Source organism: Enterobacter sp. BNK-29 (assembly GCF_048684785.1).
In the GTDB taxonomy this organism is placed as follows: domain Bacteria; phylum Pseudomonadota; class Gammaproteobacteria; order Enterobacterales; family Enterobacteriaceae; genus Enterobacter; species Enterobacter cloacae_M.
In genome coordinates this window covers 1,004,299-1,016,809 of the sequence record NZ_JBLQTU010000001.1, presented here as the reverse complement: position 1 = coordinate 1,016,809, position 12,511 = coordinate 1,004,299, and the positions used below count along the sequence as shown (strand labels likewise).

Below are 12,511 nucleotides of genomic sequence, written 5' to 3'. Positions count from 1 at the left end.
AATCTGATTTCAAAAAGTCACCTCATTGCGTCCTGTGAGGTCTAACGCGCTATCTTAGCACGAGATGAGGCTTAGCGTTTTTTTAACAGGTGATAAATGTTATTATTTGTCCGTTGTGTGAACATGGGAAATGCTATGCCTCAGATTAGCCGTACTGCGCTTGTGCCTTACAGCGCGGAACAAATGTATCAGTTAGTGAACGATGTTCAGTCTTATCCTGAATTTATTCCGGGATGCACCGGGAGCCGCGTTCTGGAATCCGGCCCGACGCAGATGACCGCGGCGGTGGATGTCTCCAAAGCGGGGATCAGCAAGACGTTCACCACCCGCAATACGCTGACCAGCAATCAGAGTATTTTGATGCATCTGGTGGATGGTCCGTTTAAAACCCTGATGGGGGGCTGGAAGTTTACGCCGCTGAGCGCTGACGCCTGTCGCATCGAGTTCCAGCTGGACTTTGAATTTACCAATAAGCTGATTGAACTGGCGTTTGGCCGTATCTTTAAAGAGCTGGCTTCGAATATGGTTCAGGCGTTCACCACCCGCGCCAAAGAGGTTTACAGTGTCGCATAAGATTGCTGTAGAAGTGGTGTACGCGTTGCCGGAGAAGCAGTATCTGCAGCGCGTGACGCTGGAAGAGGGGGCAACCGTTGAGGCGGCTATCCGCGCTTCCGGCATCCTCGAACTTCGCAGCGATATCGACCTGGCGAAAAATAAGGTCGGGATTTATAGCCGTCCGGTGAAGCTGGGTGATGTGCTGAAAGAGGGCGACCGGGTTGAGATTTATCGCCCGCTGATTGCTGACCCGAAAGAGCTGCGACGCCAGCGTGCGGAGAAATCGGGTAAGTAGCGCTTTATTCCCCCGGTGGCGCTGCGCTTACCGGGGCTACGATTTTGCGCAAGAGTTCAGACACAAAAAAGGTGCTCAATGAGCACCTTTTTGCATTTCTGACTTCTGATTATTTGGTCAGGGCAGGCTTGTTGTCGATGTTGGTCAACACACCGGCGCTGCTGAAGGTCAGCGTCAGGGTCTGCTGGGTCGCATCTTCGTGGCCCGGCTTCTGACGGAATACATAGAACCAGGTGTTAGTGCCGAACGGATCGGACATCATCGGGGTTCCCAGTGTATAAGCGACCTGCTGTTGTGTCATCCCCACACGGATTTTGGACACATCGTTAGGGGTAAGGTAGTTCCCCTGGTTGATGTCAGGACGGTAAACCACTTTCTCCAGAGTGGAACAGCCTGCGGTCAACATCAGAAGAACCGCTGCGGCAGCGGTCAGCATTTTACAACGCATAGTGATTTGATTCCTTTTCGGGCCCGAGCAGAACGCGGCTCATATGTAATATGCCGATGATAATAGACCTTGCCCCACTTTGAAACCGGTCTGGCGGCGTTTTTGTTGTTCTGTATGACCCTGAGATCCCGAAAAAGTTTATGCCGCCAGCAGTTCTTTCGCGTTCGCGAGCGTATTACGGGTTACTTCGCTGCCGCCGAGCAGGCGAGCCAGCTCCTGCAGACGCGCACGTTTATCCAGCGGCTTCATGTGCGTTTCGGTCATTTCACCGTCGGTTTCTTTGCTGACGATAAAGTGATGATGACCACAGCCCGCGACCTGCGGCAGGTGGGTGACACACATCACCTGCGTTGATTCGCCTAGCTGGCGCAGCAGTTTACCCACCACCGCCGCCGTTGGGCCGCTGATGCCGACATCCACTTCATCGAAAATCAGCGCCGGGGTTTCCATTTTACGCGCGGTAATCACCTGAATCGCCAGTGCAATACGCGACAGTTCACCGCCGGATGCCACTTTGGAGATAGCCTGCAGCGGCTGCCCCGGGTTGGTAGTGACGCGGAACTCGATGCGATCCGCACCTTCTGCCGTCAGGTGGTTCTCTTCAAAGCGGACATCAATGGTGAAGACGCCGTGCGGCATCGCCAGCGTGTGCATGCTGTCGGTGATGTGCTGGCTTAGCTCCTGAGCGTAATGCTGACGGATTTCATGCAGCTTTTGCGCTGTCGCCAGCGCCTGTTCATGATGCAGGTTCACCGCGAGAGAGAGGGTCTCCTGCGAGTCAGCCTGATCGTCAAGCTGCTGCTGTTCTTCCAGCAAAGACTGATAGAATCCTGGCAGCTCTTCCGGCGTGACGTGGTGCTTGCGCGCCAGTGAAATTTGACGGGAGATACGCTGCTCCAGCTCAAACAGACGGTTCGGATCGAGATCCAGACGTTCACAGTAGTGGCGCAGTTCGTCACTGGCTTCGGAGATCTGAATCGCCGCTTCTTCCAGCATATCCAGGACGCCTGAAAGCTTGCTGTCCATGCTGACCAGTTCGGTAATGAGCTGGCGGACGTTATACAGCTGGCTCTGCAGGTTCACGTCTTCGCCATCCGCCAGCAGGTTGAGCGCATTCTGGCTGGTTGAGAGCAGGTGACCGCTGTTCGCCAGGCGCTTGTACTCTTCGTCTATTTGCTCAAACTCACCCGGCTGCGGGTTGAATTCGTTTAGCTCTTTAAGCTGGTACGCCAGCAGCTCCGCACGTGCGGCGCGCTCCTGGCTTTGCTGCTGGTGCTGGGCAAGTTCACGGCAGCTCTGATGCCACTGGCGATAGTGCTCCGCCATAAGTTGAGTAAGCGCGTACTCACCCGCGTAGCCATCGAGCAGCGCTTTCTGCTGTTCAGGTTTGACGAGTTGCTGGTGCGCGTGCTGTCCGTGGATCTGGATAAGCAGCTGGCCGAGTTCGCGAAGCTGGGAGAGCGGGACCGCCGTGCCGTTGATAAAGCCACGTGAACGACCGTCGCTGCTGATCACGCGGCGAAGTAAACACTCACGTCCATCTTCAAGCTGGTTCTGCTCCAGCCAGCGCTGGGCGGCAGGGGTGTCTTTCAGGGAGAAACGAGCGCACAGGTCGGCACGGTTTGCGCCCATGCGCACCATATCGCCTTCTGCGCGGCCGCCAAGGCACAAGCCGAGGGCATCAATGGCAATGGATTTACCTGCACCGGTTTCCCCGGTGATCGCCGTCATGCCGCTGTGGAAATCGATCTCAAGCTCACGAACAATGGCAAAGTTGCTGATGGTCAGTTGTGCCAGCATAATTGTTTTCCTGTATGAAAAACTATAACTGTGTTTTCATACAGTATAAACTGGTTTTTTATACAGTAAAGTACTGGATGCAAAATCAGAACAATTTTTTTGACCAGCCAAGCTTCGAGCTTAATGTGTTGAAATAGCTGTAATCTTTCGGGTGAATCAGATTCAGATGGTAATCACACCGACGAATAAGGACATCTTCACCTTCCTGAATCGGCAGCGCTATCTGGCTGTCGCAGCTGATCTCCAGGTCGTTACGGCGGTGCGAGAAGCGCAGACGTATCGTGCTGTCGCCGTTGATGACCAGCGGGCGGGCGGAGAGCGTGTGCGGAAACATCGGCACAAGGGTGATGGCATCCAGCGAAGGCGTCAGGATCGGGCCGCCGGCAGAAAGTGAGTAGGCGGTTGAGCCGGTCGGCGTGGAGATAATCAGCCCGTCGGAACGCTGGGAGAAGGCAAAGATTTCGTCGATATAAACTTCGAACTCGATCATGTGCGCCACTTTTCCGGGGTGAAGAACCACCTCGTTAATCGCGGTGCTGATGCGCTTCTGGCAGTCCTGCTGGCACACCTGCGCTTCCAGTAAAAAGCGTTTCTCACTGATATAGTGGCCTTCCAGCACGTCGGCCAGCTGCTGCTGCGCATTATCCGGGTCGAGATCGGTTAAAAAGCCGAGATTGCCACGGTTGATGCCGATGACCTTAATGTCATAACGCGCCAGCGTGCGGGCCGCGCCGAGCATGTTGCCGTCGCCGCCCACCACCACGGCGAGATCGGCCTGTTGGCCAATTTCCGCCAGCGTGCCGGTTTTGACGCTCTTCAGCTGCAGCTCCTGCGCAATTTGCTGCTCGACCATCACTTCATAGCCTTTGCTACACAACCAGCGATACAACATTTCATGTGTCGTTAGTGCGGTAGGGTGACGCGGATGCCCGACGATCCCAATACACCTGAAATGATTATTCATTTTCTGGAGGTCCTTGTGCCTGATGAATGATGACAATCTGTCTTGTTCCCTTGAATCCCGGAAACTGATCCCCATAATAAGCGAAGTTAGCGAGATGAATGCAGAAAAACGCGGAGAAATTCATGAGTAGTAAAGAACAGAAAACGCCTGAGGGGCAAGCCCCTGAAGAAATTATCACGGAACAGCACGATGAAGTTGAGGCTGTAGAGCCAGACGCATCTGCTGAGCAGGTGGACCCGCGCGATGAAAAAATTGCGAATCTGGAAGCCCAGCTGGTAGAAGCGCAGAATCGCGAACGCGATGGTGTTCTGCGCATCAAGGCGGAAATGGAAAACCTGCGTCGTCGTACCGAGCAGGACGTTGAGAAGGCGCATAAATTTGCGCTGGAAAAATTCGTCAACGAACTGCTGCCGGTAATTGATAGCCTCGATCGCGCGCTGGAAGTGGCTGACAAAGCGAATCCGGACAACGCGGCAATGATCGAAGGTATCGAACTGACGCTGAAATCCATGCTCGACGTGGTGCGTAAGTTTGGCGTGGAAGTGATTGCCGATACCGACGTACCGCTGGATCCAAACGTTCACCAGGCGATTGCAATGGTGGAGTCAGAAGAGGTGGAAGCCGGTAAAGTGCTGGGCGTGATGCAGAAAGGTTACACCCTGAACGGCCGTACCATTCGCGCTGCGATGGTGACCGTGGCGAAAGCGAAAGCGTAATTTGCCATTCGTAGTGCCGGGTGGCGATTTCGCCTTACCCGGCCTACAGCCTTACTCAGCGATACTTTCGCGTAGGGGTTTTACGGGCAGGACTTTCACCTGCTTAATCATGTTGTCCTGCACGTCCAGGATATCAATATCGTACTGCTCAATGCGCACCCGCGTGCCCGCCGCCGGGATCTCTTCCAGCGCTTCCAGAATCATCCCGTTAATCGTGCGAGCCTCATCTTCCGGCAAATGCCAGTTAAAGGCTTTGTTGAGTTCACGAATGTTCGCGCTACCGTCAATCAGCACCGAGCCGTCGTTTTGCGGGGTGACCTCTTCCGCGAGGGAAGGTGACATCGACGTGGTAAAGTCCCCGACAATCTCTTCCAGAATATCTTCGACCGTCACCAGCCCCTGAATATCGCCGTACTCATTGACCACCAGGCCGACCTTCTTCTTGTTTCGCTGGAATTTCACCAGCTGCGTGCTGAGCGGGGTTCCTTCCGGCACGTAGTAAATCTCGTCGGCGGCGCGCAGCATCACCTCTTTGGTGAACTCTTTTTTCTCGGTCATCAGACGGTAGGCTTCGCGCACGCGCAGCATGCTGATGGCGTCATCCAGTGAGTCGCGATACAGCACAATGCGCCCGTGCGGGGAGTGCGTCAGCTGGCGAACGATGGCTTTCCAGTCGTCATTGATGTCAATACCGACGATTTCGTTACGCGGCACCATGATGTCATTTACGCTCACCTTTTCCAGATCCAGCACCGACAGGAGCATGTCCTGATTTCGTCGGGAGATCTGCGAGCGGGATTCATGCACGATGGTGCGAAGCTCCTCTTTGCTGAGCGCGCTGCTGATGGTGACATCGGCTTTGATCCCCACCATCCGCATCAGGACGCGCGTCACCATGTTCAGAAGCCAGACCAGCGGCATCATCAGGATCAGCAGCGGTGCCAGCAGGAAGCTGCTCGGGTAGGCGACTTTCTCAGGGTAAAGCGCGGCGATGGTTTTCGGCAGCACTTCGGCAAACACCAGCACCACGAACGTCAGCACGCCGGTGGCAATCGCCACCCCGGCGTTGCCGTACAGGCGCATCCCGACGATAGTGCCGAGGGCTGAGGCAAGAATGTTGACAAGGTTGTTGCCGATGAGCACCAGGCTTATCAGGCGATCCGGCTTGCGGAGCAGTTTTTCAACGCGACGGGCGGCACGGTTACCCTGTTTAGCACGATGACGTAACCGGTAGCGGTTTAAGGTCATCATGCCGGTTTCCGAGCCGGAGAAATAGGCGGAGATGACCACCATGACGATCAGGATAACGATCAGCGTGGTGGTAGAGATGTGTTCCAGGGGGAACTCCTTTTGTTACTTAGCCAGCAAATTGCTGTATGAAGCGGCTGCCAAAATAGGCAAGGGTGAGAATGCCCGCACCCGCGACGTTGAACCAGACCACGCGACGACCGCGCCAGCCTTCATGATAATGGCCCCATAACAGGACAATATAGACAAACCACGCGATGATGGAGAGCACTGCTTTATCGATATTCTCCACGCTAAACAGGTTCTTCATGTAAAACAGGCCCGTGCAGAGCGTCAGCGTCAGCAGCACCACGCCCACCTGGGTGATGTGGAACATCTTACGCTCAATGACCATCAGCGGCGGCATTTCATGGTTAAACGCCAGCTTTTTGTTTTTCAGCTGATAGTCAATCCAGGCGAGCTGCATGGCGTAAAGCGCGGCGATGATCAGCGTCGCGTAGGCAAAGAGCGACAGGCCGATATGCACCAGCATCCCCGGGGTGGCCTCCAGATGCGTAATGAATTCATTAGGCATAAAGGTGGCGAGGGCCAGATTGATGAGCGCGAAGGTATAGACAATCGGCAGCAGCAGCCAGCCGCGATTTTTAGAGGCGACGATGGTCATTACCGTACAGATCATCAGGCTGACCAGCGAGCCGACGTTGAGGACGCTCAGGTTTTGCACGCTGCCGTCGCCGGGAATGATGCGTGATTCCAGCGCAAACGCGTGGCTAATCAGTGCGATTACCGCGGAAAGAATAGCCATGCGCCGCCAGCCGCTGTTTTTTTGCAGCAGGCCGGGAACGATCAGCGCGAGGCTGACAGAGTAGGCAACAAGGGCGATCAGTGCGAAAACAGGCATATAGGCATCGACAGTTGTCTTAATAAGAAAGAGAAGCAGTATAACGTTACGTGACGCCTGCTCCAACCGTTGCATAACAACAAAGGCGCCTTCATGTTATACTCCGGCAAAATTCTGTGTATGTGTCGCCCATGGCGGCCCAACGTTTCTACTCAGGCGAGAGACAATGTTTGATAATTTAACCGATCGTTTGTCGCGCACGCTGCGCAACATCAGCGGCCGCGGACGCCTTACTGAAGAGAACATCAAGGAAACGCTGCGCGAAGTGCGCATGGCGCTGCTGGAAGCAGACGTCGCGTTGCCGGTTGTTCGTGATTTTATCAACCGCGTTAAAGAGAAGGCGGTTGGTCATGAAGTTAACAAGAGCCTGACCCCGGGTCAGGAGTTCGTCAAAATCGTTCGTAATGAACTGGTTTCGGCGATGGGCGAAGAGAACCAGGTCCTTAACCTGGCGGCTCAGCCGCCGGCCGTGGTGCTGATGGCGGGCCTGCAGGGTGCGGGTAAAACGACCAGCGTCGGTAAGCTGGGTAAATTCCTGCGTGAAAAGCACAAGAAGAAAGTGCTGGTGGTCTCTGCGGACGTCTATCGCCCGGCGGCGATCAAACAGCTGGAAACCCTGGCCGAGCAGGTCGGCGTAGATTTCTTCCCGTCCGACGTGGCGCAGAAGCCTGTCGACATCGTTAATGCGGCGCTGAAAGAAGCGAAGCTGAAATTCTACGACGTGCTGCTGGTGGATACCGCCGGTCGTCTGCACGTTGACGAAGCGATGATGGACGAGATCAAGCAGGTGCATGCCTCTATCAACCCGGTAGAGACCCTGTTCGTTGTCGACGCCATGACCGGTCAGGATGCGGCGAATACCGCGAAAGCGTTTAACGAAGCGCTGCCGTTAACCGGCGTGGTGCTGACCAAAGTGGACGGTGACGCCCGCGGCGGTGCGGCGCTCTCGATTCGTCACATCACCGGTAAGCCGATTAAATTCCTCGGCGTGGGCGAGAAAACTGAAGCGCTCGAGCCGTTCCACCCGGATCGTATTGCCTCCCGTATCCTCGGTATGGGCGACGTGCTGTCGCTGATCGAAGATATCGAGAGCAAGGTTGACCGCGCGCAGGCCGAGAAGCTGGCCAGCAAGCTGAAAAAAGGCGACGGTTTCGATCTCACCGATTTCCTTGAGCAGCTGCGTCAGATGAAAAACATGGGCGGCATGGCCAGCCTGATGGGCAAACTGCCGGGCATGGGCCAGATCCCTGACAACGTGAAAGCGCAGATGGATGACAAGGTGCTGGTGCGTATGGAGGCGATCATCAACTCGATGACCCTCAAGGAGCGCGCTAACCCGGATATCATCAAAGGTTCCCGTAAACGCCGTATCGCAGCCGGTTGCGGCATGCAGGTGCAGGACGTTAACCGCCTTCTGAAACAGTTCGACGACATGCAGCGCATGATGAAGAAAATGAAGAAAGGCGGCATGGCGAAGATGATGCGCGGCATGAAAGGCATGATGCCCCCCGGTTTTCCAGGGCGTTAATCGCTTTTGAGATTGCTTTTTGCCCGAAAATGAGTAAAATTTTCGGGCTTTTAATATGACACCCGGGCTCCGTTCCTCGATGGGGCCCGGTTGTTTTATTCACACAAGAGGATGTTATGGTAACTATTCGTTTAGCTCGTCACGGCGCTAAAAAGCGTCCGTTCTACCAGGTTGTTGTGACTGACAGCCGTAATGCACGCAACGGTCGCTTCATCGAGCGCGTTGGTTTCTTCAACCCACTGGCCGCTGGCGCAGAAGAAGAAACTCGTCTGGATCTGGATCGTATCGCTCACTGGGTTGGCCAGGGCGCTACTGTTTCCGATCGCGTTGCTACGCTGATCAAAGCAGCAAACAAAGCAGCTTAATCTGTCACGGTGGTCATGATGAGCAATAAAGCACCTGTTGAACCGATCGTATTGGGAAAAATGGGTTCTTGCTACGGTATCCGTGGTTGGCTCAGAGTGTTTTCCTCCACTGAAGACGCTGATAGCATTTTTGATTACCAGCCCTGGTTTATCCAGAAAGGCGGTAAGTGGGAAGAAGTCGAGCTGGAAAGCTGGCGTCACCACAATCAGGACATCATCATCAAGCTGAAAGGCGTTGACGATCGTGATGCTGCGAATGCGCTGACTAATTGTGAAATTGTCGTGGATTCGTCGCAGTTGCCACAGCTGGAAGAGGGCGACTACTACTGGAAAGACCTTATGGGTTGCCAGGTAGTCACTACCGAAGGCTACAGCCTGGGGAAAGTCATCGATATGATGGAAACCGGGTCAAATGACGTTCTCGTCATTAAGGCAAACCTGAAAGATGCATTTGGCATCAAGGAGCGGTTGGTTCCGTTCCTCGATGGACAGGTTATCAAGAAAGTCGATCTCACTACTCAAACCATTGAAGTAGATTGGGATCCTGGTTTTTAAATTCTCCGGATAAACGGTAAAAGACGGCGCTATGTGGATTGGCATAATTAGCCTGTTTCCTGAAATGTTCCGCGCGATTACCGATTACGGGGTAACTGGCCGGGCAGTAAAGAATGGCCTGCTGAGCATCCAGAGCTGGAGTCCTCGTGACTTTACTCATGACCGGCACCGTACCGTGGACGATCGTCCTTACGGCGGCGGACCGGGGATGCTAATGATGGTGCAACCCTTACGGGACGCCATTCACACAGCAAAAGCCGCGGCAGGTGAAGGCGCAAAGGTGATTTATCTGTCACCTCAGGGACGCAAGCTTGATCAAGCGGGCGTGAGCGAACTGGCGACGAATCAAAAGCTGATTCTGGTCTGTGGGCGCTACGAAGGGATAGATGAGCGCGTAATTCAAACCGAGATTGACGAAGAATGGTCTATCGGCGATTACGTTCTCAGCGGTGGTGAGTTACCCGCAATGACGCTGATTGACTCCGTCGCCCGGTTCATTCCGGGGGTTCTGGGCCATGAAGCTTCGGCAACGGAAGATTCCTTTGCCGATGGGTTGCTGGACTGTCCACACTATACTCGTCCTGAAGTGTTAGAAGGGATGGAAGTACCGGCGGTGTTACTGTCTGGAAACCATGCCGAGATACGTCGCTGGCGTTTGAAGCAGTCGCTGGGCCGAACCTGGCTTAGAAGACCTGAACTTCTGGAAAACCTGGCTCTGACTGAAGAGCAAGCAAAGTTGCTGGCCGAGTTCAAAACAGAACACGCGCACCAGCAGCATGAACATGATGGGAATGCGTAATACGCTCCCGAATATCAGTTTACCCAGGATAAGAGATTAAATTATGAGCAACATTATTAAGCAACTTGAACAAGAGCAGATGAAGCAGGACGTACCTTCCTTCCGTCCAGGTGACACCGTGGAAGTGAAAGTATGGGTTGTTGAAGGTTCCAAAAAACGTCTGCAGGCATTCGAGGGCGTGGTTATCGCTATTCGTAACCGCGGTCTGCACTCTGCATTCACTGTTCGTAAAATTTCCAACGGCGAAGGCGTTGAGCGTGTCTTCCAGACTCACTCTCCGGTAGTTGACAGCATTGCTGTTAAACGTCGTGGTGCTGTACGTAAAGCTAAACTGTACTACCTGCGTGAGCGTACTGGTAAGTCTGCTCGTATTAAAGAGCGTCTGAACTAAGATTCGCTTAAGCGACATCCTGTTAGAAAGGGCTGGCCGAAAGGCCGGCCCTTTTTTTATCCCTGCGCATTTCTCACGTTAACCCTTTTGTCATAAATCATTTACAATGCTTGCCTCTTGAGTGGAGGGGACGTGGATAACGTACTGCATCAGCCTAACCGGAAACGCGCAGCGGCATTGACCGCGCTGTTTGCGATCCTGCTGATCGTGGTAGCGCCGCTTATCTCCGTTTCCTTGCAGAAAGATCCCATGAGCGCCATGCCGGGCATGCATCATGACATGAGCATGATGTCGATGGACGAGCATTACGGCGATATGCCGCACACGATGCCTGTCGACCATGCGGAAGCGTGCGGCTACTGCGTGCTGTTAGCGCATGTTCCTGGCGTGATGCTGGCGCTGATCGTCCTGCTCAGCGTGATGCTGCAGAGGCTTCGCGTTAAGCCGCCGCGCCAGGCGGTCAGCCACTGGCACTTTTTCCCCTGGCTTTATCCTGATACCCGCGCACCGCCGCTGCAGTCTGCTTTTTCCCTTTAAAAATAGATCGATAACTTACTGCCTTAAAAAGGAAAAGTATGACTACCTGCACTCCGCGCGCGGCATGGGGAAACCTGCTGCGTCGCCTCCATTTCTACGTTGGGCTGTTTGTCGGCCCGTTTATCTTCTTTGCCGCGCTGACCGGTACGCTGTATGTGGCGACCCCGCAGCTGGAGAATGCGCTCTACCGGCACGCGCTCCACGCGGATTCCGTAGGCGTGCCGCAGCCGCTGGCGGAACAAATTGCCGTGGCGGAAAAAAACGTTGGATCAGATGTGCGTTTGCACGCCGTGCGGCCGGGGCTGGCTGAAGGGGAAACTACCCGCATAATGTTTGCTGACCCGACGCTTGGGCCATCGGAGAACCGGGCTATTTTTATTGATCCGGTAAGCCTGGCGGTGCTGGGAGATATGACGGTATACGGCACCAGCGGGATTTTACCGCTGCGTCAGACCATTGATTACCTGCATACCTCTTTGATGTTGGGCGACGTGGGTCGGCTCTACAGCGAGCTTGCTGCCTCCTGGATGTGGGTTGCCGCGCTGGGCGGTGTAGCCCTGTGGTTTTATACCCGACCCAAACGGCGGATCAACAATCGCTTCCAGAATCGTCGTCGCCTGCACGTGACGCTGGGCTGGAGTCTGCTGGGTGGAATGCTGTTGTTCTCTGCAACCGGCCTGACATGGTCTCAATGGGCAGGCGGGAACGTCGATAAGCTGCGGGCAGAGATGAACTGGCTCACCCCGCAGGTGAACACGACGCTTTCCGGCCAACAGGAGACCGTGGATGAGCATGCCGAACACCGGGGCCATCACGGCGGCATGATGATGCCGGAAATGGCGATGGATCTGACGCAGTTTGACGGAGTATTAAGCGCGGCCCGTAAAGCAGGAATTGATGCAAACAGGCTGGAGATCCGCCCGGCAAAAACGGCGGATAGCGCCTGGACCGTGACGGAAATCGATCGCAGCTGGCCGACTCAGGTGGACGCCGTTGCGGTTGATCCTTCGACGATGCAGGTCCTGGACAGAACCCGTTTCGAGGATTTCCCGTTAATGGCAAAACTGACCCGCTGGGGCGTGGATTTCCATATGGGGATCTTATTCGGGCTGGTGAACCAGCTGCTGCTGGTGGCGTTCGGCCTCGCCCTGTGCGTGCTCATCATCTGGGGTTACCGGATGTGGTGGATGCGTCGTCCGGCACGGTCGGCAGTGAGTCCGGTACAGACGCTTTGTCAGAGCTGGCTGGCGCTGTCAGGGTGGGGAAGAGGGGTTACGGTGGTAATCAGCATACTGCTGGGGCTGACCTTGCCGGTCATGGGCGTGAGTCTGGCGCTGTTTGTTCTGGCGGACTGGCTGCGCTGGCGAGCGGCAACCAGGGTGACGCTCGCCGAATCCTCCGCTAAATAA

General features: G+C 54.9%; 15 protein-coding genes. 10 read left to right on the top strand and 5 right to left on the bottom strand.

The features are described from left to right. Positions 1 to 135 precede the first annotated feature (135 nt). Complete coding sequence (locus tag ACMGGX_RS04710; protein ID WP_024908332.1) at positions 136 to 573, top strand: type II toxin-antitoxin system RatA family toxin; 438 nt, start codon at positions 136 to 138, stop codon at positions 571 to 573. Beyond that, a complete protein-coding gene (locus ACMGGX_RS04705) occupies positions 563 to 850 on the top strand; it encodes an RnfH family protein (protein ID WP_025759268.1) in 288 nt (95 codons plus the stop codon). Before ACMGGX_RS04710 ends, ACMGGX_RS04705 begins: the two co-directional genes overlap by 11 nt. 109 nt (positions 851 to 959) lie before the next feature. Here the strand turns inward: ACMGGX_RS04705 and bamE are convergent, their stop codons facing one another. From bamE to nadK, 3 genes are all read right to left on the bottom strand, one after another. Beyond that, the gene (gene bamE, locus ACMGGX_RS04700; RefSeq protein ID WP_023308883.1) at positions 960 to 1,298 is read right to left on the bottom strand and encodes an outer membrane protein assembly factor BamE; all 339 of its coding nucleotides are present in this window, start codon (positions 1,296 to 1,298) and stop codon (positions 960 to 962) included. Between the two features lie 138 nt (positions 1,299 to 1,436). Continuing rightward, the gene (gene recN, locus ACMGGX_RS04695; protein WP_420298100.1) at positions 1,437 to 3,098 is read right to left on the bottom strand and encodes a DNA repair protein RecN; all 1,662 of its coding nucleotides are present in this window, start codon (positions 3,096 to 3,098) and stop codon (positions 1,437 to 1,439) included. Positions 3,099 to 3,183: 85 nt separating this feature from the next. After that, positions 3,184 to 4,062, bottom strand: a complete 879-nt coding sequence (gene nadK, locus ACMGGX_RS04690) for an NAD(+) kinase (RefSeq protein WP_008502500.1) — start codon at positions 4,060 to 4,062, stop codon at positions 3,184 to 3,186. 122 nt (positions 4,063 to 4,184) lie between these two features. On the opposite strand from nadK, the gene grpE reads away from it, so the two are divergent. Continuing rightward, positions 4,185 to 4,778 carry a nucleotide exchange factor GrpE gene (gene grpE / locus ACMGGX_RS04685; protein ID WP_023308880.1) on the top strand — a complete coding sequence of 198 codons (594 nt, stop codon included), beginning with the start codon at positions 4,185 to 4,187 and terminating at the stop codon, positions 4,776 to 4,778. Between the two features lie 51 nt (positions 4,779 to 4,829). Here the strand turns inward: grpE and ACMGGX_RS04680 are convergent, their stop codons facing one another. Continuing rightward, complete coding sequence (locus tag ACMGGX_RS04680) at positions 4,830 to 6,116, bottom strand: HlyC/CorC family transporter (RefSeq protein ID WP_032665125.1); 1,287 nt, start codon at positions 6,114 to 6,116, stop codon at positions 4,830 to 4,832. A gap of 19 nt (positions 6,117 to 6,135) precedes the next feature. Further along, a complete protein-coding gene (locus ACMGGX_RS04675) occupies positions 6,136 to 6,927 on the bottom strand; it encodes a cytochrome C assembly family protein (RefSeq protein ID WP_014884879.1) in 792 nt (263 codons plus the stop codon). Between the two features lie 166 nt (positions 6,928 to 7,093). Here ACMGGX_RS04675 and ffh point away from each other — a divergent pair, with 166 nt between their 5' ends. The 7 genes from ffh (at position 7,094) to ACMGGX_RS04640 (ending at position 12,511) form a co-directional block, all read left to right on the top strand. Next, positions 7,094 to 8,455 (top strand): signal recognition particle protein, encoded by a 1,362-nt coding sequence (gene ffh / locus ACMGGX_RS04670; RefSeq protein WP_014884878.1) that lies wholly within the window; start codon positions 7,094 to 7,096, stop codon positions 8,453 to 8,455. 116 nt (positions 8,456 to 8,571) lie between these two features. Continuing rightward, positions 8,572 to 8,820: a 30S ribosomal protein S16 gene (gene rpsP, locus ACMGGX_RS04665; protein WP_003863133.1), complete on the top strand. Its 249-nt coding sequence runs from the start codon at positions 8,572 to 8,574 to the stop codon at positions 8,818 to 8,820. A gap of 15 nt (positions 8,821 to 8,835) precedes the next feature. After that, positions 8,836 to 9,375: a ribosome maturation factor RimM gene (gene rimM, locus ACMGGX_RS04660; RefSeq protein ID WP_029741020.1), complete on the top strand. Its 540-nt coding sequence runs from the start codon at positions 8,836 to 8,838 to the stop codon at positions 9,373 to 9,375. A 31-nt stretch (positions 9,376 to 9,406) separates the two neighbouring features. Next, positions 9,407 to 10,174: a tRNA (guanosine(37)-N1)-methyltransferase TrmD gene (trmD, locus tag ACMGGX_RS04655; protein WP_014832949.1), complete on the top strand. Its 768-nt coding sequence runs from the start codon at positions 9,407 to 9,409 to the stop codon at positions 10,172 to 10,174. A 43-nt stretch (positions 10,175 to 10,217) separates the two neighbouring features. Further along, positions 10,218 to 10,565 carry a 50S ribosomal protein L19 gene (gene rplS, locus ACMGGX_RS04650; protein WP_002914145.1) on the top strand — a complete coding sequence of 116 codons (348 nt, stop codon included), beginning with the start codon at positions 10,218 to 10,220 and terminating at the stop codon, positions 10,563 to 10,565. Positions 10,566 to 10,697: 132 nt separating this feature from the next. Next, positions 10,698 to 11,102 (top strand): DUF2946 domain-containing protein, encoded by a 405-nt coding sequence (locus ACMGGX_RS04645; RefSeq protein WP_420298099.1) that lies wholly within the window; start codon positions 10,698 to 10,700, stop codon positions 11,100 to 11,102. Positions 11,103 to 11,140: 38 nt separating this feature from the next. Further along, positions 11,141 to 12,511, top strand: coding sequence for a PepSY-associated TM helix domain-containing protein (locus tag ACMGGX_RS04640; RefSeq protein ID WP_420298098.1), 1,371 nt, complete (start codon positions 11,141 to 11,143; stop codon positions 12,509 to 12,511).

Coding starts and splice junctions, on each gene's coding strand:
- ACMGGX_RS04710 (WP_024908332.1), top strand. CDS start 136: ATGCCTCAGATTAGCCGTACTGCGCTTGTGCCTTACAGCGCGGAACAA.
- bamE (WP_023308883.1), bottom strand. CDS start 1,298: ATGCGTTGTAAAATGCTGACCGCTGCCGCAGCGGTTCTTCTGATGTTG.
- recN (WP_420298100.1), bottom strand. CDS start 3,098: ATGCTGGCACAACTGACCATCAGCAACTTTGCCATTGTTCGTGAGCTT.
- nadK (WP_008502500.1), bottom strand. CDS start 4,062: ATGAATAATCATTTCAGGTGTATTGGGATCGTCGGGCATCCGCGTCAC.
- grpE (WP_023308880.1), top strand. CDS start 4,185: ATGAGTAGTAAAGAACAGAAAACGCCTGAGGGGCAAGCCCCTGAAGAA.
- ACMGGX_RS04675 (WP_014884879.1), bottom strand. CDS start 6,927: ATGCCTGTTTTCGCACTGATCGCCCTTGTTGCCTACTCTGTCAGCCTC.
- ffh (WP_014884878.1), top strand. CDS start 7,094: ATGTTTGATAATTTAACCGATCGTTTGTCGCGCACGCTGCGCAACATC.
- rpsP (WP_003863133.1), top strand. CDS start 8,572: ATGGTAACTATTCGTTTAGCTCGTCACGGCGCTAAAAAGCGTCCGTTC.
- rimM (WP_029741020.1), top strand. CDS start 8,836: ATGATGAGCAATAAAGCACCTGTTGAACCGATCGTATTGGGAAAAATG.
- trmD (WP_014832949.1), top strand. CDS start 9,407: ATGTGGATTGGCATAATTAGCCTGTTTCCTGAAATGTTCCGCGCGATT.
- rplS (WP_002914145.1), top strand. CDS start 10,218: ATGAGCAACATTATTAAGCAACTTGAACAAGAGCAGATGAAGCAGGAC.
- ACMGGX_RS04640 (WP_420298098.1), top strand. CDS start 11,141: ATGACTACCTGCACTCCGCGCGCGGCATGGGGAAACCTGCTGCGTCGC.